This is a genomic window from Mesorhizobium sp. WSM4807 (assembly GCF_055811615.1).
This window is the reverse complement of sequence record NZ_JBVVQY010000004.1, coordinates 1-21,983: the sequence shown is the minus strand read 5'-3', so window position 1 is coordinate 21,983 and position 21,983 is coordinate 1. Positions and strand designations below refer to the sequence as shown.

At 61.6% G+C, this 21,983-nt stretch carries 22 protein-coding genes, 4 tRNA genes and 1 pseudogene; 11 read left to right on the top strand and 16 right to left on the bottom strand.

The annotated features are described in order from the left end of the window. Positions 1 to 25: 25 nt before the first annotated feature. From AC0L3N_RS06165 to AC0L3N_RS06135, 7 genes are all read right to left on the bottom strand, one after another. Positions 26 to 1,348, bottom strand: coding sequence for a DEAD/DEAH box helicase (locus AC0L3N_RS06165; protein WP_473546398.1), 1,323 nt, complete (start codon positions 1,346 to 1,348; stop codon positions 26 to 28). 191 nt (positions 1,349 to 1,539) lie between these two features. Next, complete coding sequence (locus tag AC0L3N_RS06160; protein ID WP_473546396.1) at positions 1,540 to 2,313, bottom strand: NAD kinase; 774 nt, start codon at positions 2,311 to 2,313, stop codon at positions 1,540 to 1,542. 485 nt (positions 2,314 to 2,798) lie between these two features. Continuing rightward, positions 2,799 to 3,560: an MBL fold metallo-hydrolase gene (locus tag AC0L3N_RS06155; protein ID WP_473546394.1), complete on the bottom strand. Its 762-nt coding sequence runs from the start codon at positions 3,558 to 3,560 to the stop codon at positions 2,799 to 2,801. 3 nt (positions 3,561 to 3,563) lie between these two features. Then, on the bottom strand, positions 3,564 to 4,628 hold the full coding sequence (locus AC0L3N_RS06150; protein ID WP_473546392.1) for an ABC transporter ATP-binding protein: 1,065 nt from the start codon (positions 4,626 to 4,628) through the stop codon (positions 3,564 to 3,566). After that, entirely contained in the window at positions 4,625 to 5,407 is a 783-nt protein-coding gene (locus tag AC0L3N_RS06145) for an ABC transporter permease (protein ID WP_473546390.1), read from the bottom strand. Before AC0L3N_RS06145 ends, AC0L3N_RS06150 begins: the two co-directional genes overlap by 4 nt. 2 nt (positions 5,408 to 5,409) lie before the next feature. Then, a complete protein-coding gene (locus AC0L3N_RS06140; protein ID WP_473546388.1) occupies positions 5,410 to 6,255 on the bottom strand; it encodes an ABC transporter permease in 846 nt (281 codons plus the stop codon). 13 nt (positions 6,256 to 6,268) lie between these two features. Next, entirely contained in the window at positions 6,269 to 7,375 is a 1,107-nt protein-coding gene (locus tag AC0L3N_RS06135; RefSeq protein ID WP_473546386.1) for a polyamine ABC transporter substrate-binding protein, read from the bottom strand. Between the two features lie 90 nt (positions 7,376 to 7,465). On the opposite strand from AC0L3N_RS06135, the gene AC0L3N_RS06130 reads away from it, so the two are divergent. Beyond that, the gene (locus tag AC0L3N_RS06130; RefSeq protein WP_473546384.1) at positions 7,466 to 8,080 is read left to right on the top strand and encodes a TetR/AcrR family transcriptional regulator; all 615 of its coding nucleotides are present in this window, start codon (positions 7,466 to 7,468) and stop codon (positions 8,078 to 8,080) included. Between the two features lie 531 nt (positions 8,081 to 8,611). On the opposite strand, the gene AC0L3N_RS06125 is transcribed toward AC0L3N_RS06130, so the two are convergent. The 3 genes from AC0L3N_RS06125 to AC0L3N_RS06115 all read right to left on the bottom strand — a co-directional run bounded on the left by AC0L3N_RS06125 (position 8,612) and on the right by AC0L3N_RS06115 (position 10,522). After that, complete coding sequence (locus AC0L3N_RS06125; protein WP_123151014.1) at positions 8,612 to 8,857, bottom strand: hypothetical protein; 246 nt, start codon at positions 8,855 to 8,857, stop codon at positions 8,612 to 8,614. Positions 8,858 to 9,361: 504 nt separating this feature from the next. Then, positions 9,362 to 9,916 (bottom strand): hypothetical protein, encoded by a 555-nt coding sequence (locus AC0L3N_RS06120; RefSeq protein WP_473546382.1) that lies wholly within the window; start codon positions 9,914 to 9,916, stop codon positions 9,362 to 9,364. A 530-nt stretch (positions 9,917 to 10,446) separates the two neighbouring features. After that, positions 10,447 to 10,522 (bottom strand) — tRNA-Thr (locus AC0L3N_RS06115). A gap of 476 nt (positions 10,523 to 10,998) precedes the next feature. Between AC0L3N_RS06115 and AC0L3N_RS06110 the strand changes: the two genes are divergently transcribed. Then, positions 10,999 to 11,532, top strand: coding sequence for a class I SAM-dependent methyltransferase (locus tag AC0L3N_RS06110; RefSeq protein ID WP_473546380.1), 534 nt, complete (start codon positions 10,999 to 11,001; stop codon positions 11,530 to 11,532). Between the two features lie 227 nt (positions 11,533 to 11,759). Here the strand turns inward: AC0L3N_RS06110 and AC0L3N_RS06105 are convergent. Then, positions 11,760 to 11,835 (bottom strand) — tRNA-Thr (locus AC0L3N_RS06105). A gap of 151 nt (positions 11,836 to 11,986) precedes the next feature. On the opposite strand from AC0L3N_RS06105, the gene AC0L3N_RS06100 reads away from it, so the two are divergent. From AC0L3N_RS06100 to AC0L3N_RS06090, 3 genes are all read left to right on the top strand, one after another. Continuing rightward, positions 11,987 to 12,154 (top strand): hypothetical protein, encoded by a 168-nt coding sequence (locus AC0L3N_RS06100; protein ID WP_473546378.1) that lies wholly within the window; start codon positions 11,987 to 11,989, stop codon positions 12,152 to 12,154. Positions 12,155 to 12,354: 200 nt separating this feature from the next. Then, the gene (locus tag AC0L3N_RS06095) at positions 12,355 to 12,663 is read left to right on the top strand and encodes a BA14K family protein (RefSeq protein ID WP_473488698.1); all 309 of its coding nucleotides are present in this window, start codon (positions 12,355 to 12,357) and stop codon (positions 12,661 to 12,663) included. Positions 12,664 to 12,831: 168 nt separating this feature from the next. Next, the gene (locus AC0L3N_RS06090) at positions 12,832 to 13,188 is read left to right on the top strand and encodes a hypothetical protein (protein WP_473546376.1); all 357 of its coding nucleotides are present in this window, start codon (positions 12,832 to 12,834) and stop codon (positions 13,186 to 13,188) included. Here the strand turns inward: AC0L3N_RS06090 and AC0L3N_RS06085 are convergent. Together AC0L3N_RS06085 and bhcR are read right to left on the bottom strand one after the other, a co-directional pair. After that, a complete protein-coding gene (locus AC0L3N_RS06085) occupies positions 13,156 to 13,650 on the bottom strand; it encodes a YbaK/EbsC family protein (protein ID WP_091591224.1) in 495 nt (164 codons plus the stop codon). The two genes, AC0L3N_RS06090 and AC0L3N_RS06085, sit on opposite strands and share 33 nt — an antisense overlap. Positions 13,651 to 13,711: 61 nt before the next feature. Then, entirely contained in the window at positions 13,712 to 14,596 is an 885-nt protein-coding gene (gene bhcR, locus AC0L3N_RS06080; protein WP_473546374.1) for an HTH-type transcriptional regulator BhcR, read from the bottom strand. A 203-nt stretch (positions 14,597 to 14,799) separates the two neighbouring features. On the opposite strand from bhcR, the gene gcl reads away from it, so the two are divergent. The 3 genes from gcl to AC0L3N_RS06065 all read left to right on the top strand — a co-directional run bounded on the left by gcl (position 14,800) and on the right by AC0L3N_RS06065 (position 18,701). Continuing rightward, positions 14,800 to 16,581 (top strand): glyoxylate carboligase, encoded by a 1,782-nt coding sequence (gene gcl, locus AC0L3N_RS06075; protein WP_473546372.1) that lies wholly within the window; start codon positions 14,800 to 14,802, stop codon positions 16,579 to 16,581. A gap of 199 nt (positions 16,582 to 16,780) precedes the next feature. After that, positions 16,781 to 17,578, top strand: coding sequence for a 2-oxo-tetronate isomerase (gene otnI, locus AC0L3N_RS06070; RefSeq protein ID WP_473546370.1), 798 nt, complete (start codon positions 16,781 to 16,783; stop codon positions 17,576 to 17,578). 235 nt (positions 17,579 to 17,813) lie between these two features. Continuing rightward, a complete protein-coding gene (locus AC0L3N_RS06065; RefSeq protein WP_473546368.1) occupies positions 17,814 to 18,701 on the top strand; it encodes a 2-hydroxy-3-oxopropionate reductase in 888 nt (295 codons plus the stop codon). A 95-nt stretch (positions 18,702 to 18,796) separates the two neighbouring features. Here the strand turns inward: AC0L3N_RS06065 and AC0L3N_RS06060 are convergent, their stop codons facing one another. Beyond that, complete coding sequence (locus tag AC0L3N_RS06060; RefSeq protein WP_473546366.1) at positions 18,797 to 19,645, bottom strand: TrmH family RNA methyltransferase; 849 nt, start codon at positions 19,643 to 19,645, stop codon at positions 18,797 to 18,799. A gap of 199 nt (positions 19,646 to 19,844) precedes the next feature. Here AC0L3N_RS06060 and AC0L3N_RS06055 point away from each other — a divergent pair. Then, positions 19,845 to 19,929: transfer RNA gene (locus tag AC0L3N_RS06055), tRNA-Tyr, on the top strand. Positions 19,930 to 19,999: 70 nt separating this feature from the next. Then, positions 20,000 to 20,073: transfer RNA gene (locus tag AC0L3N_RS06050), tRNA-Gly, on the top strand. A gap of 125 nt (positions 20,074 to 20,198) precedes the next feature. Here the strand turns inward: AC0L3N_RS06050 and AC0L3N_RS06045 are convergent. Next, on the bottom strand, positions 20,199 to 20,645 hold the full coding sequence (locus AC0L3N_RS06045; protein ID WP_473546364.1) for a GFA family protein: 447 nt from the start codon (positions 20,643 to 20,645) through the stop codon (positions 20,199 to 20,201). 66 nt (positions 20,646 to 20,711) lie between these two features. Next, positions 20,712 to 21,599, bottom strand: coding sequence for a DMT family transporter (locus tag AC0L3N_RS06040; RefSeq protein ID WP_473546362.1), 888 nt, complete (start codon positions 21,597 to 21,599; stop codon positions 20,712 to 20,714). 307 nt (positions 21,600 to 21,906) lie between these two features. Between AC0L3N_RS06040 and AC0L3N_RS06035 the strand changes: the two are divergent. Beyond that, positions 21,907 to 21,983, top strand: a pseudogene (locus AC0L3N_RS06035) (GTP-binding protein); the annotation flags it as partial.

The following is a 21,983-nucleotide window of genomic DNA, read 5'->3' as shown; positions in this document are numbered from 1 at the left end:
CCCCCCGGGGGTGGCCCCGGCGCGCCTATGGGGGGGCGGCGGGTGGGTTTGGGGGGGGGGGGGGGGGGGGGGGGTGGGGGCCCCCCCTGCCTTGGGGGCCTCGGCCGGGGGGGCGGGGGGGGGGGGGGGCGCCGCGGCCACGGCGGGGAGCATCGTCCTCTCCGCCCTCGCTGGCGACGACCGTCGACAGATCGCCGTCATGCCACTCGATCTTGTTGCCGATCAGCCGTTCGATCGCGTCGATGTATTTGGTGTCGGACTTGGTGGCGATGGTGAAGGATTTGCCCGAGCGTCCGGCGCGGCCGGTGCGGCCGATGCGGTGGACATAGTCCTCGGCATGGATCGGCACGTCGTAGTTGAAGACGTGGCTGACATCGGGGATGTCGAGGCCGCGCGCCGCAACGTCCGACGCAACGAGGTAGCGCAATTTGCCGTCACGGAAATTGGCCAGCATCTGCATGCGCGCGCGCTGGTCCATGTCGCCATGCAGCGCGCCGGCGTCGAAATCATATTTCAGCAGCGAGCGGAAAAGCTCCGAGACCTCGATCTTGCGGTTGCAGAAGATGATGGCGTTCTTCAGCTCCGCATCCTCGGCCCTAATCAGATTGCGCAGCGTTTCGCGCTTGTCCCAGGGTTTCGAGCCGGATTTCACCAGCCGCTGGACGATGTTGGTGGCGGCGGACGCGGCCTTCGAAACCTCGACGCGCACCGGCGCGTGCAGGAATTTCTCAGTGAGTTTGGTGATCTCAGGCGGCATCGTCGCCGAGAAGAACAGCGTCTGCCTGGTGAACGGGATCATCTCGCAGATACGCTCGATGTCGGGGATGAAGCCCATGTCTAGCATGCGATCGGCCTCATCGATGACGAGGATTTCGACGCCGTTGAGCAGAAGCTTTCCGCGCTCGCGGTGGTCGAGCAGGCGGCCGGGCGTCGCGATCAGCACGTCGGCGCCGCGCTCCAGCTTCTTGTCCTGCTCGTCGAACGACACGCCGCCGATCAGCAGCGCGATGTTGAGCTTGTGGTTCTTGCCGTATCTGATGAAATTCTCTTCGACCTGCGCGGCAAGCTCGCGCGTCGGCTCGAGGATCAGCGTGCGCGGCATGCGAGCGCGGGCCCGGCCTTTTTCGAGGCGGGTTAGCATCGGCAGCACGAACGAGGCCGTCTTGCCGGTGCCGGTCTGGGCGATGCCCAAAATATCCTTGCCGAGCAAGGCGTGCGGAATGGCGCCGGCCTGGATCGGCGTCGGTTCGGTGTAACCGGCATCGGTGACTGCGGAAATGACCTTCGGCGACAGGCCGAGGTCTGTGAAGGTCAACGCTTCTTGAGCGATCTGGGCGTCTGAGGACAAGTTTGGCTGTCTTTGGCTGGTTCGGGGGCGCAACATAAGCAGTCGCGGCAAGCGCCGCGCGCCTGCAAGATTGGTATTGCAGGTAGGCGCAAGCCCACGATTTGTCAACAGAAACGGGCGGGGATTGGCATGATTGTGAAGTCGTAACCTTAATCGCGATGCTTAATCGAACTGGCTATCGCCGTACCGGCTCAGTAACGGAACTGTTCGGCGAGAATGCGCTCATTCCACGAGTGGCTCGGATCGAACAGCAGCGTCGCCGTCACCGTTGGCGATTCTTGCACCGTAACCGAGGTTACGGCCTTCACCTCGGTGTGGTCGGCGGCGGCGTTCACCGGCCGCTTTTCCGGCTCCATAATGTCGAAACGAACGGTCGCCTTGTTGTAGAGCAGCGCGCCGCGCCAGCGGCGCGGGCGGAACGGACTGACCGGGGTCAGCGCCAGCAGCGGCGCGTCAAGCGGCAGGATCGGCCCGTGCGCGGAGAGGTTGTAGGCGGTCGAGCCGGCCGGTGTCGCGACCATCACACCGTCGCAGTTCAATTCCTCCAGCCGCACTTGCCCGTCCACGGTGATGCGGATCTTGGCCGTTTGGTAGGACTGGCGCCACAGCGCAACCTCGTTGATCGCCAACGCCGAGATCGTTTCGCCCTCTGCCGTCACCGCCTGCATCTCCAGCGGACGGATCGTTTCGGCAACGGCCGCCGCGATGCGCCCGGTCAAACCGCTGGCGCGGTATTCGTTCATCAGGAAGCCGATGGTGCCACGGTTCATGCCGTAGACCTTTTTTCCCGTGCTCATCGTGTCGCGCAAGGTCTGCAGCAGGAAGCCGTCGCCGCCGAGGGCGACGACGATCTCTGCATCCTCGATGGACGCCTGGCCATAGCGCGCCGACAGGCTCTCCAGCGCCGCCTTGGCGTCGGCTGTGTCGGACGAGACGAAGGCGAAACGGCTGGCGGCTTTGTTCATGGCTCCCCAATGTCGACGGTTGGTGGCGACCGGCTGGTGGCGCCCGGTTGCTTGGGCCGCGCCAGCGCCGGGTTAGCATGGGCGGGCAAATCTGCAAAGGGAGGCATGTGGCGCTGCTCGACACAGCGCCGGGAAGAGCTGCCGGTCAGGTGCTCGCGCATCGTGTCAAGTGACAAGCGAATGTGATGGTTAAGACGGAGATTAAACTCTCGTAAAGCCGGATCGACCATGTTAGCCGGCAGTGGGTGGGCGGCGTGGGGGCCAGCCAGTCGGACCAATCTATTGCCGGTAACACGCCTGATTATCATCGTCCTGATGCTGGGAAGTTTTGCTCTTGCCTTTGCCCAACTGGTGCGCCAGTCGGAAGAGACGAGTTTGAGACCCCAGCCCACGGCTTCACGCTGCGGCGACGCCGCCGGCACACCGTGTCCGCAAAGGGCTCTGTGAATTCGCCAGGCACTTGCCGCGACGCGAGAAGCCGGTGCTTATCGCGCCTGCAACAGATGACAGCCGGCCTGCCGCTTTTGTGCGAGATACTCGTCGATAAGCTGGCGGTAGCGCACCTTGCCGAAGCTCGGGAAGTGGCCGCCATGCACGACCGCAACATCGAGCTCGCGCATCCGCTGCAGCGTTTCGACATAGTCGTCGACGACCGAATGATAGACGTCGTCGATCAGCGGGCCGTCATAGACGACGTCGCCGGAAAGCAGGATGCCGGTCTTCCTCTCATAGAGCGCGATGCCGCCTGGTGAATGGCCCGGCGTGTGGATCACCTCGAAGGCGCGGTCGCCGAGATCGATCGCATCGCCTTGTTCGAGCAGGCGATCGGCCGGCGCCGGCAGGATCCGGTAGCGCGCGGTATCCCAGCCTTGCGGCATTCCGTCGAACATTGCGTCGGTGGCATAGCGGTCGGCGACCGTCCACTCATTGCGCGGATCGGCGAGGATTTCCGCTTCGGCCACATGCACGTAGCGGTCCGGAAATTCGTGATGGCAGCCGATATGATCGAAATGGGTGTGGCTCGCGACGCAAACGAGCTTTCGCTCCGTCACTAGCTGCACATGGCGCCGCAGGCTGAAATGGCCGAGGCCGGTGTCGAACAGGAGATCGCGGTCGCGCCCGCGCACATGCCAGATGTTGCAGCGGAAGAACGGCTTGATCCACGGCTCGTGGATCAGCGTCACGCCATCACCCATGCGGATGGTTTCATACCAGTTCGCTGCATCAATGACCGGAAGCGCGCCCATGGCTCAACTCGTCAAAAAGATGATGTCGCCAGCCTCGCACGAAACAGCAACGATGTCGCCCGGCTGGACGGCCGCAGCGGCGGGAGCCCTGGCGATGAAGTGCAGCGCCGGGTCTTTCTCGGAGATAGCAAGCACGCGCTTGAAGCTGCCTTGAAACACAACGTCGCTCACCTTGGCCGTGCCGAACCCTACAGCGCCGCCGGCCGCGCCGAGGACAAGATGCTCCGGACGGACGGCGAGGGCGACAGTCGTCCCGGCCGGCAATGTGCCGGTCAGCGAAAGCGGTCCGACCTGCGTCGCGACAGTGATTGTTCCGTCCTTCGCCGCCGTTACCGTTCCCGATATCAGCGTGCTTTCACCCATGAAGGTCGCGGAAAAGCGTGTCGCCGGCCGCGCATAGACGCGCTCTGGCGGCCCTTCGTCCTCGATGCGCCCGTCATTCATCACCACGCAATGGTCGGCCAGCGCCATTGCCTCTTCCTGATCGTGGGTGACGTGGATGAAGGCTGTGCCGACCCGTTTCTGGATCGCTTTCAGTTCGTCCTGCATCTGCCGGCGCAATTTTAGGTCGAGCGCGCCGAGCGGTTCGTCGAGCAGCAGCACGGCCGGCTCGACGACAAGGGCACGGGCTAGCGCTACACGCTGCCGCTGGCCGCCGGAAAGCTGGTGCGGCTTCTTGTCGAAGGCAGTCGCCAGACCGACCAGCGCCAGTGCCTCGCGCGCCCGCGCGGCCCGTGTCGCGGCATCGACACCTTGCATGCGTAGGCCGAAGCCGACATTGCTGCCGACGCTCATATGCGGAAACAGCGCATAGTCCTGGAACACCGTCGTCGTCGGCCGCCTCGCCGGCGGCACGGCGGTGCAGTCCTCGCCGCGGATCAGCACTTTGCCTTCGCTCGGCGTGACGAAGCCGCCGAGAATGGACAGCAGCGTCGTCTTGCCGGAGCCCGACGGGCCGAGCAGGATCGTGTAGCTGCCCGGTTCGATCGTCAGCGAGACGTTCTTCAGCACGGTATGCTGGCCGAAGCGGTGCGAGACAGAGCTTATATCGACCAGTGGCGCGGTCATGCCGGCTTCCTCCGCAACAGCATCAGTTCAAAAAACACCACCAGCACGATGGAGACGGCGAAGACCAGCGAGCCGACGGCGTTGGTCTTGGGATTGAGGCCCGAGCGCAGCAGGTTCCAGATCTCGACCGGCAGCGTCGTGTCGAAGCGCGTCAGCAGGAACGAGATCACGAATTCGTCCCAGGAGAAGGTCATCGACAGGAAGAATCCGGCGAAGATCGCCGGTGCCATGACAGGCACGGTGATCAGCAGCAGCACCTTCCATTCGGGCGCGCCGAGGTCGCGCGCGGCGCGCTCGATATTGATCTGGTGGTCGCCCATCTGGCTGTAGATGATGGCAAAGCACAACGGCAGGTTGATAACGACATGGCCGATGCCGGCGGCAAGCAGCGATTTTGGCACGCCGGCCCAGTTGAACAGCACAAGCAATCCCATGCCGATGATGAGATAGCTCACTGTCAACGGCAACGTGATCAGCCCGCGCATCAGGCCTGAGCCCGGCAGGGCGAAACGCGCAAAACCCCAGGCAGAGAGGAAACCCAGCGCGACGGCTGCAGCTGAGGAGAGAGCCGCGACCAAAAGCGAATTGACCAGTGCCGAGGTCAGCCGCGTGTCGGCGAGCACGGCGTCGTACCAGCGCAGCGACGGCCCGGTGAAGGGCGGGATCGGAAACGACGTCGCCTGCAGCGAAAACAGCACCAGCACGACCACCGGCAGGAAGATGAAGCCATAGATTGCTACGGCATAGATCCACGACACCATACGGACAAGAGCGCGCATGGTCAGGCCCGCTCGATCTTGAGCCAGCGGGCGCAGGCGAGATAGGCGACAGTGACAACCGCCATCAGGATGATCGACAGCGCCGAGGCGAGCGGAAAATCGCCGCGCCGGCCGATCTGCATCATCACCAGCTGCGGCATCAAAAGCTCGTTGTTGCCGCCGAGGATCTGCGGCGTGATGTAGTCGCCGATGCACAGCACGAAGGTGAGGAAGGCGCCGACCATGATGCCGGGCAAGGTCAGCGGCAGGACGACATGCAGGAACGTGCGCACCGGCCCGGCGCCGAGATCGGCGGCGGCTTTGCGGTAGCTCGGGCTGAGCTGCTTCAGATTGGCGAAGATCGTCAGCGTCAACAGCATGACGAAGAAATGGACGAAGCCGATGATCGTGGCCAGCCGTGTGTTGGCGAGTTGCAGCGGCTCGCTAAACAGGCCGGAGCCGGTCAGCGCACGGTTGATCACGCCGTTCTGCGCCAGCACCAGAAGCCAGGAATAGGAGCGCACGACATAGGAGGTCCAGAACGGCAGCACCGCCAGCATCAGCGCCAGCCGCTGCCAGCGCTCCGGCACCTGTTCGGCCAGGATCCAGGCGAAGGGGTAGGCGAGCAGCACCGAAACCACTGTGACGATGGCGGTGACCTGCAGCGAGTTCACCATCGCCTGCCAATAGGCCGGATTGTTGAAGAACTGGCTGTAGTTGGACAGGGTGAAGCCGCCGCCGTCATGCGCCGTCAGGCTGGAAAACCCCATGGCCAGAAAAGGCAGCACGAAGAACAGCAGCGTCCAGCCGAGCGCCGGCGTGACCAGCGCCCAGGGCAGGGCACGCCCTGTGTTTCCAGTAGCGCTCACGACCGGCGACCGGTCACTGCGCCTGCAGCATTTCGGTCCAGACGTCCTGCATTTTCTTGTCGAGATCGGCGTTCGGCGCCGGGTAGGGCTGGGCACGGGCGAGGAAATCCGGCTGCTCGGCGAAGCGCAGGATCTTCTTCTGCTCATCGGTCAGAGCCGCCTTGGTATTCGCCGGCATTCCCCAATAGCAGGCCGAGGTGGCGAGCCGCGCCTGGCCTTCAGGGCTCATGATGTACTGGATGAACTTCAGCGCCATGTCCTTGTTTTTGGAATCCTTGAACATGGCCAGCGACTGCGACCACAGCACAGCACCTTCTTTCGGGATGGAGAAGTCGAGGGCAGGGTTCTCCTTGGCCAGCCCGGCCGTCACCCACTCGCCGCCGCCGACCAGAATGTCGACCTCGCCGGTCGCCAGCGCCGTCTGGCTCGCGGTCACCTCGCCGACCAGCTTGGCATTGGCCTTCATCTTGAGCAGCTCTTCCTTGATGGCGGGAAGGTCGGCCTCGGTCAGTTCGGCGGTCTTCTTGCCGATCGCCAGTGCTGCCATGCCGATGACCGGCAGATAGTAGTCATAGATGGCGATCTTGCCCTTGTACTTGTCGCCGGTCAGCGCGGCAAGCGACTGCATGTCGGCCGGATCGACCTTGGTTTTATTGTAGCCGATGGTGTTGTAGCCAAATTTTTCGGTGATGCCGTAGCGCTTGCCGTTGACTACGGTCGAGCTGTCCATCTTCACCTGGGGAAAGAGGTCGGCGAGCGGCAGTTTGTCTTCCGGCAGCGGCTCGAACAGGCCCTTTTCGACACCGCGCGGTATGTCGATGCTGTCGATCACCATCACGTCCCAGTCGCCGGGCTGCGACTGCTCGACAATGGCCATGCCGGCACCGGTGCCTTCGAACTCCTTGACATTGACCTTGACGCCATTGGCCTCCTCGAAAGGCTGCAGCAGCGCCGGGTCGGCGTGATCGCACCAGATCAGAGCGTTGAGATCCGCAGCCTGAGCGAAGCTGCCCGTCGCTAGCAGCAGTGCTGCCGCAGCACAAGCGGCGTGGAGATGGCTCTTCAGAACGGAAAGCGGATTTTTAGTATTTGGATTCGGAGTCTTCAGATTAATGCGCATCGAGTGTTCTCCCTTGCCTTTTTGGCTTGTGACAAAAATTGAACCAATTCTAAAATTGAGTCAATTCTGTTTTTATGGCAAATAGCCGATATGAGCGGATTGCGGGCAAGGCAAAAGGCGGATCGGCATCGCCGCATCATCGAGGCGGCGGCGGAGCTTTTCCGCGACGCCGGCTATGAAGGCGCCAAGATCGAGACCATCGCCGCTCAGGCCGAGGTCTCGGTCGGCACGATCTACAACTATTACCAGAACAAGGGCGATATCCTCGGCGCCATCGTCTCGATGGAGGTCAACGAGGTGCTCAATGCCGGGCGCGGCGTCGTCGCCAACCCGCCGGCCAATGTCGGCGATGCGCTCGATACGCTGCTCGGCATCTATATCGAGCATTCGCTGCATTATCTCAGCAAGGAGATGTGGCGGCAGGCGATGGCGATCTCAACGCAACTGCCCGACAGCCCGTTCGGCCAGGCCTATACCGCGCTCGACCGGGCGCTGACCGAACAGATCCGCGCGCTGATCGCCCGGCTGCAGGGGCTCGGCCTGGCGCGCCGGGATATCGATGGACACGCCTTGGGCGAACTGGTGTTCAACAACATGAACATGATGTTCATCGAGTTCGTGAAGCGCGACGGGGCCAGAATTGCCGAATTGCGCGCCGCGATACGCCGGCAGAACCGGATTCTGGTGGCGGCGATCGCGGTATGAGGAGCGGGATCTCCCCATGGGATTTCTGGTGGCCGGACGCCTCGCGTAGGTTCAATTCAGTTGGTGATGCTCCCGCTGCTGACTTCCCATATTGGCGCGATTTGCGGTCTACCGAGCATGCCTGGGTGGCCGTGCGCGCGGGAACGGCACGACGGTCAATGGCGCCTTGCGGAATTCCGCGATGGCTATTTCTTCAATCAGCGAGTCGAGTGCCTCGCCGACGCGTTGGCTCGTTTCGTCCATGCCGCAGAGCCGGTTTTGGGCACACTCCAAGAGCTCGCGCGCTGCAGCGAAGTCGCTTCGCATAACACCACCCGTTGTTTAGCCCACCACACAGACATTGTCGGCCCGCTAAATTGAGCGATTGCTAATATACACAGGCGCATTTTAATCGAATGGCATTAGAATGGCCGGGAGCAGGAGATGCCGGCCGGTCCGCATCCCTGGTGCTTCCATTGGTTCTGATTCCCTGGGCACGACCCGGAGGACCTGGGGAGGGCATGGGCGCTTTGCGTTGCAGAACGCGGGAGATTAGTCCCGATACGATCTTGGGCGGCCGAGAAATTCTCTCGCGGCAGCGATTTGGCGTCGATGCTCGCGAAGGAAGGTCAGGCTGAAACAAATCGAAAAGGCCAGTCCTGAAAGGGTTATCGTTGCTTGCGAGCTTGGATCAGGATCGGGAATCATCAGGAAGCGGAAACCGAACGCCAACGCGAGGGCAGCAAGGCTGCCATACATGCCGCCAATAAAGGGTGCGATCGTGCGTTTCTGCTCCAACGGCGACTCCTATGGTTTCCACTAGGGAATACTGTGGGTTCCGCCGGTGAATATATGCATTGAAGCTGATGTGCTACCAATCCTGACGGCCCCGGCCTGTGGAAATCGGGGATGAGCAGATATCGAGCGCCCTCGAGGCTCTCGCAAGAAGTCGAAGTTTTCTGGTGCCCCCAGACGGCGCTAAGGGCCAAATCCAACTGGAGCGTCCACCGAACTTACCAAGAAAACTCAAGTGGATATAATGGCCTCTTCCCAGAAACCGTTAAGCTCAGTGTACCTTTTTGTGGCTGAGCGGTGTACCTTCTATAAACCTTGTTTGGCCAAGAGTGGCCGTTGCACATCCCATTCGCGGTCAACTTCCTCCCATTCACGCTCGATCCTCAAGCCACCGCACTTTTTTCAGGTGCCGGCGATTATGATCGGTCCGGGAAACGGGCTCGCAAGCCTCTTCCAGAGCGATGAGCTCCGCCGCGACCGGCCAAGACGCGGCGGTGGAGGCTGCTATTAGCTGTGGCCTGCCACGTCGGCAGGGAACATCAGGTGCTGGTACTTGGTCCCTGGAAACATCACGTAGGGATGCTTTGGATCGGCGTCCAAGCTGTTCGGATAACTGGCCGCCATCTCGTGCGCCGCCTTCCCGACTATCATGACGTGCGGACCCGTTTGAACCCAATGCGACTTGTCAGTCGCATAGGGATCATGGTTGCTGGTGCCCAAGTCGCCGGCGAGCATGTAGACGAAGCCGGTCTTGTCAGGCGGCTCGGCCTTGGTGGAAATCGCCTTGAACCATTCAAGCCCGGCGGCATCGGCACACCACGGCTCGCCGGTCGTATCGACAGCACAAGTCCATCCGTTCGTTCCGGTCTTGATGGGCGTCACCTTGAAGCCATCACCTATCCGAATGATTGTGGCATCCTTCCCGATATCCGCCGGGGCAGCGGACATCGCTTTTGCAGTGAACTCGGGATCTCCCTGGGGAACCTCCGCTGTGAGTTCAGCGGCGACACTGGAGGCCGAGAGCGCTAATGTTACCGACGCGAGATAAAAGAGCAGTTTCATGGCTACACTCCTGTTGTGTGCGGCCGGCCAGCATAAACTAACGCCGAAGCCTTGCTTAGCCAATAGGTTCAGATAGTCGGTAGTAGCAGCGCCGCCCCTGAGTGGCCCATGATGGACCGCTTCAGCTTCTCAGGAGCCCAAGCAATAACCAGAAAATCCTCCATGAGGTGGCGCAATGAGTAGGTGGTGACCTTCCTGTCCGCTACGGCGGCTCTAACGTGCTTGCCAAGCGCAGCCGAGGCTTTGTCACCGCCGCCTTCATTGACCGTAACGGGCGAATAGCATCTTGCAGTCACCTGCCGCTTTCACGGCCTCCTGCCGCTTCCAGGGGGTCATACTACTTGCGCACCTCGGCATCAGGTCTTGCCGAGGCGAACCTTCCGACGATAGACCTTCCGATTGCCGCGCGGCTGGACATGCTCCGGTGCCATTTCATCCTTCATGTACCCCTCGGTGTACCTTTTGGCGTACCTCGGGGGGACGTTGAAACCCTTGAATTCCTTGATTTCTGGGGATTGCCGGGTGGAAACTGGTGCCCCCGGACGGAATCGAACCGCCGACCTTCGGTTTACAAAACCGCTGCTCTACCAGCTGAGCTACAAGGGCACGGCGCTCCGGTTAGCATATTTGTTGCGCCAGTAAAGACAAAACTCTGTTTTGCCCGTGAGCGCGCCGGAGCAGCCGGCGTGGGTATCCTGATAACGGCCAATTCGCTTCCTATATTGGCCGAAGATGCAATCGCATAGGCGAGGGTGTCGCATGATCGGACTTGTCGTCATTGCCCTGGTTGTCGTCGTGGCCAGAGCGGACCGTAAACCCTCTTCACCGCGAGGATTTCCGTCATGGCTAGAGAAGGGTCTCTGAGAAGATCGACATCGGTGTTGACTAGGGCTCGGCGGCTCGGACGAAAGATCCTGCGCTGGCTGGAGGGAGACAGCCGATCCCAACAGCTCAGAGACGAAGTTCTGTTTTGGAGACACTGGTTCTCCACTCAGGGATCATTCTGGCCAGAGGACTACAAGGAACGTCTTGACCCCAATTTCCCAATTCAGGATCACGTTGGGCGATATGTCGACAGGTTGATGACCAACCCAGTTTACATACTCGATGTGGGCGCTGGCCCCTTGACGAAGCTCGGCAAAGTGCATGCCTCGAAAGAGATCATGATTACTGCAACTGACCTGCTGGCAACAGAATATGATCAAGTTCTGAGAGATTTTGGGATCCGACCTCTTGTGCGAACAGTCTTTGGTGACGCCGAAAATCTTATCACCCAATTTGGCGATTACAGTTTCGACATCGTGCATGGACAAAATTGTATAGACCACACGGCTAGTCCACTCAAGGCAATACAACAGATGCTCTCGGTCACAAAACATGATGGTTTCGTCGTGCTTTATCATGCTGAAAACGAAGGAAAGACGGAATCGTACAAGCAGCTGCACAAGTGGGACTTCACATGTGAGAAAGGACATTTCGTTATCAGAGGGCCTGGACCGGGTGGGGATTCGGTGGATGCCACTGAGGCGCTGGCCGCGGTAGGGTCTGTTGAATGTAGCTTGGATGACGGCGCGGTGCTTGTTGCTATCCGAAAGCATCCGCAAAGACGTCAGTGATATCTGGCCAACCTGCTCGCAGGCGGGCCATCCTATTCGGGGGGCGTGGGATTCAGATAGCGGTCACCTGAAGTACCACGGGTAACACTTCGGTTCCGCTTCGCTCAACTTCCATCCCGCAATGGCGGCGGAGACATCTAGCATGTACGTCTGGTTACCCCGTGTCGTTACCCTTACTGTGGAAGAACAAGACAAATGGCCGGATTATTTCTAGTATTTGATTTTGCTGGTGCCCCCGAACGGAATCGAACCGCCGACCTTCGGTTTACAAAACCGCTGCTCTACCAGTTGAGCTACAAGGGCACGGCGCTCCGGTTAGCATATGTTGCGCCAGTATTGACAAAACTCTGTTTTGTCGGCGAACGCGCCGGAGCTGCCGGCGCGGGCATCCTGAAAACGGCCAATTCGCCTCCTATATTGATCGAAGGTGCAATCGCATAGGCGAGGGTGTCGCATGATCAGACTTGTCGTCATTGCCCTGATCGTCGTCGTGGCCTGGATTCTGCTGGTGAAGCTCATCAAGGATTTGAAGGGCGCAAACGTCGACTGGACCGGCGTCACCACCATTATCGGCTTCATCGCGCTTGCCTTCTGGCTGCGCCATATCACCGGCATGGGCTGAGGCCTCCCGCCGGTGCGACTGTCGATCGGCGCTCTCGCCGGTCGTAATTTGCGCGCCTGACTGCAAACCTGTTCAGTTCGGCCGCTTTTGCGCTTTTGAAAAAATCCAAAAAAACCGTCGAACCTTTTTCCTTGCTGCAACGACTGATGGTCAAGAGGCGGGATGGATCGCCTCTCAGACAACGCAGCAAGGAGATCGTCATGTTCAAGCGCACCATCGTTTCCGGCCTCATCGCCACCACTGTCGCCGCCGCCATGCTGGCCGGCACCGTTCAGCCTTCGGCCGCCCATCACAAGCACCATCACAACAAGCACCTTGGCATCGGCATCGCCGCCGGCGTCGGCGGCTTCCTGCTCGGCAGCGCGCTCGCCCAGCCGCGCACCGTCTATATCGAGGAAAATGGCGGCTCATGGCACGTCCGGCGCTGCCTCAACCGCTATCAGAGTTACGATCCGTACTCGGACACCTATGTCGGCTACGACGGCTATCGTCACCGCTGCCGGCTTTGAGGGGAGGTGGACCGTTTCAGGCAAGGGAAAAAGGGGCACCCACTGCCCCTTTTTCAGCTGTCTGGGTTGCAAAATTGAACCGGCACCGCAACCGGTTCCAGCGAGGGATGTACAGGGATTTTTCGACAGCTTAGTCTGGCGGTGAAGGCACCAGAGGGAGAGGGACGCTTGGACGAGCACAAACCCAAGGAAGAGCAGATTGAGACGGATTTCCGCAACGGCACGATCACCACCGTCGGCATTCTACTGGCTTTCTCGCTGGGCTTCATCACGCATTGGGCCGCCAACCCGCTCCCCTGGGAAATCTATCACCTGGCAGCCGTCGTGCCGATTTTGATAGGCATTGCCTTGCAGATACGAGCGCTGCGGTTGCTGCTCGACACAACGTCTCTACAGCGACGCGTCTATGAACGCGCCACCCGCATCTTCATCGCCGGCCTCATCTTCACCGCCTGCGGAGTTGGGCTGGCGATGCTGCTTGATTTCTACGACCTATCGACCAAGAGCGCGGTGCCCGGGGCCTAGCTCATCCTGACAGATGTCGCACCATTCGGCGCCGGTCAGCGCTGCCATGCGCTCGACGCCTATTTTCACCGCTGCATTGGTTGCGCCGGCCGCTGGCACGACCTGATCGTAGGCGCGCAGCGATACGTCGCAATAGACCGGCAACGGCGAGGCGAGGCCGAAGGGGCAGACGCCGCCAATCGGATGGCCAGTGATTTCGGCCACCTGCTCGGCATCGAGCATGCGCGGCTTGCCGCCGAATGCATCGCGCGATTTGCGATTGTCGATGCGCGCGTCGCCGCGGGCGACGACCAGCATGACCCGGTCACCGACGCGCAGGCAGATGGTCTTGGCGATCTGCCCCGGCTCGACGCCGTGCGCCTCGGCCGCGAGCGCGACGGTCGCCGAGCTTGTCGGCGTTTCGATCACCTCGATGTCGGGGGCATATTCGGCGAAGAAGGCTTTGACGGATTGGAGGCTCATGCGTCTTTCGGGCGTCGGCTGGCGGAAGGTGGACGCAAACTTGGCCGTAGCCGGGCGGCTGTCAAGGTGAGCGCGCAGCGCCAATCTCGAAAAGTGAACCCGGTTCGGCGGCGCGGCTTGGTGAAGAAGGGGGCGGCAGACCACCAATCATCCTGGTTATTTCCGTTGCGGCTTCGCGCACCAGGGGGCCGATCTCGACCAGCCGCTCCGGCGTCACCCGCACTGTCGGTCCCGAAACCGAAACCCCGCCGATCGGCTCGCCGAACTCGTTGAAGATCGCGGCGGCCACGCAGCGCATGCCGGGATGCCGCTCCTCGTCGTCGACCGACCAGCCGCGCAGCTTGATCGTCACCAGGTCGCGGGCCAGCGCCGAGATGTCGGACAGCGTCTTTTCGGTGAAGCGCTCCAGCCCGGCCCGGCGCAGGATGGCGCCGACGCGCTCCGGCTCGAGATGCGCCAGCACCGCCTTGCCGATGCCCGACGCATGGAAGGAACTGCGCGTGCCCGGCCGGAAGAAGGCGCGGATCGCCTGATGCGTCTCGACCTGGCTGACGAAGACGACGCAATCGTCTTCGGCGACGCCGAGATTGGCGGTCTCGCCGGTCTTCTCCATCAGTTCCTGCATAACGGTGCGGGCGCGGTCGACCAGTTTGCGGCGGCGCAGGAACGCCGCGCCCATGCGATAAGTCTCGACGCCGATCGACCAGAGCTGGTCGGTGCCGTCGAACTCGACCATGCCGTGGTTTTCCAGCGTCGTCAGCATGCGGTAGGCGGTGGAGGCGGGGAGGCCGCTCTGCGCGGCGATCTCGCTCAGCGACAGACCGCTGCCGTCGGCGACGATGGCGAGGATGCGCAGCGCCCGGTCGAGCGACTGCACCGAAGCGGCGTCGGACGGACCGTGGAAGGCACGCGGCCGCCCGCGCTGGCGTTTTTCGGTGGTTTCCATGGCGGCATTCTTGCCGATTTCGCCAGATGCGCAATGAAAAAGTTTTTCACTGGCTTGCCACGCCAATTTCCTGGAAAACAGAAAACATAATGAAATCATGATGTAGACGCCGTTTCTCAGAAATGAAAAAATATTCTGAAAAAATTGAAAAATAGTCGGCGCACTGGCATTCTCGGTCATCAACACATTCCGTGGAGGCTGACATGGCCAGAATGCGCGCAGTCGATGCAGCGGTTCTCGTTCTCGAAAAGGAAGGTATTTCCTGCGCCTTCGGCGTGCCGGGTGCGGCGATCAACCCGTTCTATTCGGCGCTGAAGGCGAGGGGCACCATCCGCCACATCCTCGCGCGCCATGTCGAGGCGGCCTCGCACATGGCCGAGGGCTATACCCGCGCCAAGTCAGGCAATATCGGCCTGTGCATCGGCACTTCGGGCCCGGCCGGCACCGACATGATCACTGGGCTCTATTCGGCCGCGGCCGATTCCATCCCGATCCTCTGCATCACAGGCCAGGCGCCGCGGGCGCGTCTCAACAAGGAGGATTTCCAGGCCGTCGACATTGCCGCCATCGCCGCGCCCGTCGCCAAATGGGCGGTCACCGTCATGGAACCCTACCTGGTGCCGATGGCGCTGCAGAAGGCGTTCCACCTGATGCGCTCATCGCGGCCGGGGCCGGTTCTCGTCGACCTGCCGGTCGATGTGCAACTGGCCGAGATCGAGTTCGACATCGATGCCTATGAGCCGCTGGTGCCGTTCAAGCCGGCAATGTCACGCAGCCAGGCCGAGAAAGCCTTGGCGATGCTCGACGCGGCCGAAAGGCCTGTCATCGTTGCCGGCGGCGGCATCATCAACGCCGATGCCTCGGATCTGCTGATCGAGTTCGCCGAAGTCAGCGGCGTGCCCGTGATCCCGACGCTGATGGGCTGGGGCGCGATTCCCGACGACCATCCGCTGATGGCCGGCATGTGCGGGCTGCAGACGTCGCATCGCTACGGCAACGCAACGATGCTCGAGGCCGACTTCGTCTTCGGCATCGGCAACCGCTGGGCCAACCGCCATACCGGCTCGGTCGACGTCTACACGAGGGGCAAAAAATTCATCCATGTCGACATCGAGCCGACCCAGATCGGCCGTGTCTTCGCGCCGGATCTCGGTGTCGTCTCGGATGCCGGTGCGGCACTGAAAATGCTGCTCGACGTCGCCACCGAATGGAGGACGGCGCGGAAACTGCGCGACTGGTCGGGCTGGGCCAGAGAATGCCAGAGCCGCAAGAAGACGATGAAGCGCAAGACGCATTTCGACCAGGTGCCGCTGAAGCCGCAGCGCGTCTACGAGGAGATGAACAAGGCATTCGGCCGCGACACCACCTATGTCACCACGATCGGGCTTTCGCAGATCGCCGGCGCGCAGTTCCTGCATGTCTACAAGCCCCGCAACTGGATCAATTGCGGCCAGGCCGGCCCGCTCGGCTGGACGCTGCCGGCAGCGCTTGGCGTTCGCGCCGCCGACCCGCAGCGCAACATCGTGGCGCTGTCCGGCGACTATGATTTCCAGTTCATGATCGAGGAACTGGCAGCCGGCGCGCAGCACAAATTGCCCTATATCCATGTCGTGGTGAACAATGCCTACCTCGGCCTGATCCGCCAGGCGCAACGCGGCTTTTCGATGGATTTCGAGGTCAGCCTCGCCTTCGAGAACGTCAACCGCAAAGACGATCCCGAGGCTGGCTATGGCGTCGACCACGTTGCTGTTGCCGAGGCCATGGGCTGCAAGGCGATCCGGGTGCGCAGGCCGGAGGAATTCGCCGGCGCCTTCAAGCAGGCGCAGCGCCTGATGAAGGAGCACCAGGTTCCCGTCGTGCTCGAATTTATCCTCGAACGCGTCACCAACATTTCGATGGGCACCGAAATCGACAAGATCACCGAGTTCGAGGAGCTTGCCGAACACCATGAAGATGCCCCCACGGCGATCGTCATGCTGGATTAAGCTGCGCTGATATTCAGGTGATGCCGGCCTGCAAACGGCGGTTTCTTGGTACTTCCGGTGCTCACGTACCAAAAGTACGCTCCGCTCCGGTTCTCGGAACCCACCTAGTTTGGTCGCTTCGCGCCCGTCTTCGACTCCGGCTCGGCCTGACCTGAATCTCACCACAGCTTGGGCCGGGCGAAAACAAGGAGAAAAAAGAATGCCGCGTTTTTCAGCCAATCTCTCGATGCTCTTTGGCGAGCACGATTTCCTCGACCGCTTCGATGCCGCCGCCCGCGCCGGCTTCAGGGGTGTCGAATATATCGGCCCTTATGACCATGCGCCCGATGTCGTGGCGGCGAGGCTGAAGAAGAATGGCCTGACGCAGGTGCTGTTCAACCTGCCGGCCGGCGATTGGGGCAAGGGCGAGCGCGGCATTGCGGTGTTGCCGGATCGTGTTCCCGAGTTCCGGCAAGGCGTCGCCAAGGCGATCACCTACGCGCATGCGCTGGGCTGCGAACAGGTCAACTGCCTCGCCGGCATCGCGCCGCGAGGCGTCGAGCGTTCAGTGATGGAAGATGTCTTCGCCGAAAACCTGGCTTTCGCAGCTGAGAAGCTGGCGCAGGCCGGCATCAGGCTGTTGATCGAGCCGATCAACACGCGCGACATTCCGGGCTTCTTCCTGAACTATTCGGACCAGGCCCTGGCGCTCATGGACCGCGTCGGTTCAAAGAACCTTTTCCTGCAATACGACATCTATCACATGCAGATCATGGAGGGGGATCTCGCCCGCACCATCGAGGCAAACCTCGGCCGCACTGCGCATATCCAGCTTGCGGACAATCCCGGCCGTCATGAGCCGGGGACGGGCGAGATCAATTTTCCTTTCCTGTACAACCACATCGACCGCATCGGCTATACCGGCTGGGTCGGGGCGGAGTACAAGCCGGAGGCCAACACGGAAGCCGGGCTGGGTTGGTTCCGGGAGTTTGCCGGGCAGGGCAGTGCGGCGGCGTAGGGGTCAAGAATTATTGAAGTCGAGTTCCTTCGCGCCCCCCTCTGGCCTGCCGGCCATCTCCCCCACGGGTGGGGAGATCGGCAGTTCCGGCGCCGGCTTTTACTTTTCCAACGTCGAAAATTGGCGAAAGCGGCGGTGACATCCAATCTCCCTCCTTGTGGGGGAGATGGCCGGCGGGCCAGAGGGGGCGCGAAGGAACACGGCCTTAACAAGGAAAATACCAGGGAGAACATCAATGGACACAATCGGTTTCATCGGCCTCGGCATCATGGGCGCGCCGATGGCGGGGCATCTGCTCGACGCCGGCTACACCGTCGTCGCCAGCGACCATCGCTCGAAACCGCCGGCCGGTCTCGTCGCCAAGGGTCTGAAGACCGTCACCGGCCATCACGCCGTTGCGAAAACGGCCGACATCGTCATCACCATGGTTCCCGACACGCCTGAGGTGGCCGACGTGCTGTTTGGCGAAAACGGTGTCGCCTCGGGTTTGACGGGGGGCAAGCTGGTCATCGACATGAGCTCGATCTCGCCGATCGAGACCAAGGTTTTTGCCAGGAAGATCAACGACCTCGGCTGCGACTATCTCGATGCGCCGGTGTCGGGCGGCGAGGTCGGCGCCAGGGCCGCGTCGCTGACCATCATGGTCGGCGGCGAGGAAAAGGCCTTCGAGCGCGCCAGGCCGGTGTTCGAAAAAATGGGCAAGAACATCACGCTGGTTGGCCCCAACGGCGTCGGCCAGACCACCAAAGTCGCCAACCAGATTGTCGTTGCGTTGACCATTGAAGCGGTCGCCGAAGCCCTTGTTTTTGCGTCGAAAGCCGGCGCCGACCCGGCCAAGGTGCGACAAGCGCTGATGGGCGGGCTAGCGGCCTCGCGCATTCTAGAAGTGCATGGCGAGCGCATGATCAAGCGCAGCTTCGCGCCGGGCTTCCGCATCGAATTGCATCAGAAGGATCTTAATCTCGCCCTGGAAGGGGCAAAAGCGCTTGGCGTTTCGCTGCCCAACACCTCGACGACGCAGCAATTGTTCAATTCCTGCGCGGCCAATGGCGGCGCCAAGGAGGATCACTCGGCGCTGGTCAGGGCGCTGGAGCGAATGGCGGGACATGGGCTAGGGGAATAGGGCAGTAGGGGAATAGGGCAGTAGGGCAGTAGGGCAGTAGGAAATGTCTATTCACGGCATGCGGCAAACTTGCACGTCCCTACTCCCTTACTCCCCTACCCCAAAAACTTCCTCGCCGCATAAAGGCTCACCGCCGCGGCGTTCGACACATTCAGCGAGCGGATGGCGCCGGGCATGTCGAGCCGGGCGAGCGTCGTCACCGTCTCGCGGGTCTTCTGGCGGAGGCCCTTGCCCTCGGCGCCCAGCACCAATGCGATCTTTTCTCCCGAAAAACTCTTCTCGAGTTCCGCCGGTCCGTCGGAATCGAGGCCGATGGTCTGGAACCCGGCCTCGTGCAGCTGGCCAAGCGCGTCGGCAAGGTTCTTTACCTCGATCTGGTCGATATGCTCCAGCGCGCCGGAGGCCGACTTCGCCAGCACGCCGGATTCATGCGGGCTGTGGCGCGCCGTGGTGATCAGCGCGCCGGCGCCGAAGGCGACCGCCGAGCGCAGGATCGCGCCGACATTATGCGGGTCGGTAACCTGGTCGAGGACCAGCACCAGCGTTGTATCGCCGAGCGCATCGAGGCGCTTCGGTTTTAGCGGCTCGGCTTCGATCAGCACGCCCTGATGCACGGCATCGGAGCCGGTGACCTTGTCGATGACTTTCGGCTCGACCATCTCTGTCTCAAAGGGCAGGGCGGCGAGGTCGGCGATCGCCAGCCGCTCGGCGGCGTTGCGCGTCACCAGCATCTTCTTGATCCGCCGGCGCGGATTGTCGAGTGCCGCCCGCACCGTGTGCAGGCCGTAAAGCCGCACCAGGCCGTCCGCTGCTGTCTCTCCTGGCGGCACCGGCTGGCGCGGCCTGAACGCCGGCGCGCCGCCGCTCTTCTCGTCGCGATGCGCACGGCGCAGCTTGGCGTAGTGGGTGTCTTTCGGGGTCTTGGGCTTGTTATCGTTGCTCATGGCCGGTTCTATAGCCGTGTCGTCTGTCTATGGATACAGCCGGATACCCTGCTCGGCGGGTCGTCAAGAAATTCAGCGCGTTTTGCCGGGATGTTGCGGTTGACAGTTTTGGGCGCTGCCGCCATAAGGCGCTTCGCGAAGGGCTGCTCACGCGGTTGCGACGCGTCGATGCCTCGTTGCATGGCTCCGGCGGCAGACTGGAGAGGTGCCCGAGTGGTTAAAGGGGACGGACTGTAAATCCGTTGGCTATGCCTACGTTGGTTCAAATCCAACCCTCTCCACCACTGCCGGCCTGGAAGCCTGAAACGCAAAGCATCGGACCGAAAAGTGCATAGCGGTTTTCGGGTGAAAGGCGCGGGTATAGCTCAGTGGTAGAGCAGCAGCCTTCCAAGCTGAATATGCGGGTTCGATTCCCGCTACCCGCTCCAAGCATGCTGTTGAAGTCATTATCGAAAATAACTTCCTTGAAAATGCGCCGTGTCACTGCGTGTCACTGTCTGTGGCGGTTCTGTAGTGCCTGAGCGGCAATGCCGTCATCGACATCGCCAGGTCTTCAGTCGGCGCCTCCGGCGACATGCTCTTCATGTTGAGGCAGGTCGTCGGCGATCGTGAACCACTTCGCCTTGGAGCCGACAAAGATGTGCTGGGTCGCGCGGATGGTCGGCTCGTCGACGAGGGTTCCCATGGCGACGTGCACGAAGGCGCCGTCGCGGACGACCGAATAGAGCAATGAGCCGCAGGTCTTGCAGTGCACGTCGTGGCCGGTCTCCTCGCCAAAGATCAGGAGGTTGTCCTCGCCCTTGGTCAGGCTCAGTCTCTCACGCTCGATGCCGGCAAACGGCTTGAAGGCCGAACCGGTGGTGCGCCGGCAGTTCGAGCAGTGGCAGTTGGCGGCGTAGATGAACTCGTCGGCCACCGCGTATTGCACGGCGCCGCACAGGCATTTTCCGGCAAGCATGCGATTGCCGACGTTCTCCTGGCTTGTCACAGGTTTCTCCATTTTTTGCGGGCAGCGGCCAAGTTGACATTTGTGGTGTAACCGTTGTTTTGGTCACCACTGCCCAAATTATGCGACGACGGTCAGTCGGCGCCTACGCTCGTCGAGCGACACGATGGTCAGCCCGCTGGACACCACCAGCAGGATGCCGCTGATCGCCAGCGCGTTCGGCAATTGCCTGAACACCACCAGCCCCGAAATGACCGCCCAGACGGTGAAGCAGTAGTAGAACGGCGCCACCACCCCGGTTGGCCCTGCGCGATAGGCCATGAAGATGAAGAAATGGCCGAAGATCAGGAACAATCCGGCCCCGGCCAACAGCAGCAAATGATGCGTCTCGGGCATCACCCAACGCTCGGACAGCAGATGCGCGACGCCTGAGCCGACCAGCACCACCACCACCGCGGAAATTGCGACGATCATTCCTGGCACGTCGGCGGCGACCCGCCGCCCGGCGAGATCGCGCGCGGCGGCGAATGCCGCATTGCCGAGCGCCAGCAAGGCGTAGACCGAGATTCCCTGCATGGTCGGCTGCGCCACCATCACCGCTCCGATGAAGCCGAGCCCGATCAGCGCCATGCGCAGGCCCCCGATCCGTTCGCCGAACAGGACAGCGGAGCCAATCAGCATGAGCAGGGGAGTGATCTGCCCCAGGGCGGTCGAATCGGCGATCTGCATGTTGGCGAGCGCCACCACGTAGCAAAGGATTGCCGCCAGCTCGAGCAGGTTTCTCAGTAGCACTCTCCTGTCGAGGATAAGCGGGATCTGCCTGGCGTAGCCCAGGGCAAGCAGCAACGGGATGCCCCACAGCGTTGCCGCCATCCCGCGCAGAAACAGCACTTCATAGGGCGGCAGCCCTACCGTCGCGAGCTTCAACATGGTGTCGTTGGCGACATAGGACCCGGTCGACAGGATCATGAACAGCGGGCCGCGGATGGCGATCGGAATGTAATGCATCGGATCAGAAAATCAGACCGGCGTCACACCGGCAATGGGCCAGATCCGGTTGTAAATCCGGCAAGGCAGACAGGCGGAAGCGGCGATTACCAATCCACCGAATGCCGGTATCCGCGGAACCTATCTTCGCCAGTACCATTTCCTCTTGTTCGTTCCTATATCCGCGCCACACCCCCGAAAACCGGATCATTGGTTCAGACCGGGTGAGAAAGCCCCGGCCACAAGGCACTTGTGTTTTTCGGCCGCAGTCGCTAATCGCCCCGCATTCGACTGAACTGAAGGTCCAGGCCGTCCAAGGAAAGAGACTATGGCAAAAGGTAAATTCGAGCGTACAAAGCCTCATGTGAACATTGGCACGATTGGCCACGTCGATCATGGCAAGAC

Excerpts from the sequence above, each read along its gene's own strand:
- AC0L3N_RS06160 (WP_473546396.1), bottom strand. The coding sequence starts at position 2,313 with ATGAACAAAGCCGCCAGCCGTTTCGCCTTCGTCTCGTCCGACACAGCC.
- AC0L3N_RS06155 (WP_473546394.1), bottom strand. The coding sequence starts at position 3,560 with ATGGGCGCGCTTCCGGTCATTGATGCAGCGAACTGGTATGAAACCATC.
- AC0L3N_RS06150 (WP_473546392.1), bottom strand. The coding sequence starts at position 4,628 with ATGACCGCGCCACTGGTCGATATAAGCTCTGTCTCGCACCGCTTCGGC.
- AC0L3N_RS06145 (WP_473546390.1), bottom strand. The coding sequence starts at position 5,407 with ATGCGCGCTCTTGTCCGTATGGTGTCGTGGATCTATGCCGTAGCAATC.
- AC0L3N_RS06135 (WP_473546386.1), bottom strand. The coding sequence starts at position 7,375 with ATGCGCATTAATCTGAAGACTCCGAATCCAAATACTAAAAATCCGCTT.
- AC0L3N_RS06130 (WP_473546384.1), top strand. The coding sequence starts at position 7,466 with ATGAGCGGATTGCGGGCAAGGCAAAAGGCGGATCGGCATCGCCGCATC.
- AC0L3N_RS06120 (WP_473546382.1), bottom strand. The coding sequence starts at position 9,916 with ATGAAACTGCTCTTTTATCTCGCGTCGGTAACATTAGCGCTCTCGGCC.
- AC0L3N_RS06110 (WP_473546380.1), top strand. The coding sequence starts at position 10,999 with ATGACCAACCCAGTTTACATACTCGATGTGGGCGCTGGCCCCTTGACG.
- AC0L3N_RS06100 (WP_473546378.1), top strand. The coding sequence starts at position 11,987 with ATGATCAGACTTGTCGTCATTGCCCTGATCGTCGTCGTGGCCTGGATT.
- AC0L3N_RS06095 (WP_473488698.1), top strand. The coding sequence starts at position 12,355 with ATGTTCAAGCGCACCATCGTTTCCGGCCTCATCGCCACCACTGTCGCC.
- AC0L3N_RS06085 (WP_091591224.1), bottom strand. The coding sequence starts at position 13,650 with ATGAGCCTCCAATCCGTCAAAGCCTTCTTCGCCGAATATGCCCCCGAC.
- bhcR (WP_473546374.1), bottom strand. The coding sequence starts at position 14,596 with ATGGAAACCACCGAAAAACGCCAGCGCGGGCGGCCGCGTGCCTTCCAC.
- gcl (WP_473546372.1), top strand. The coding sequence starts at position 14,800 with ATGGCCAGAATGCGCGCAGTCGATGCAGCGGTTCTCGTTCTCGAAAAG.
- otnI (WP_473546370.1), top strand. The coding sequence starts at position 16,781 with ATGCCGCGTTTTTCAGCCAATCTCTCGATGCTCTTTGGCGAGCACGAT.
- AC0L3N_RS06065 (WP_473546368.1), top strand. The coding sequence starts at position 17,814 with ATGGACACAATCGGTTTCATCGGCCTCGGCATCATGGGCGCGCCGATG.
- AC0L3N_RS06060 (WP_473546366.1), bottom strand. The coding sequence starts at position 19,645 with ATGAGCAACGATAACAAGCCCAAGACCCCGAAAGACACCCACTACGCC.
- AC0L3N_RS06045 (WP_473546364.1), bottom strand. The coding sequence starts at position 20,645 with ATGGAGAAACCTGTGACAAGCCAGGAGAACGTCGGCAATCGCATGCTT.
- AC0L3N_RS06040 (WP_473546362.1), bottom strand. The coding sequence starts at position 21,599 with ATGCATTACATTCCGATCGCCATCCGCGGCCCGCTGTTCATGATCCTG.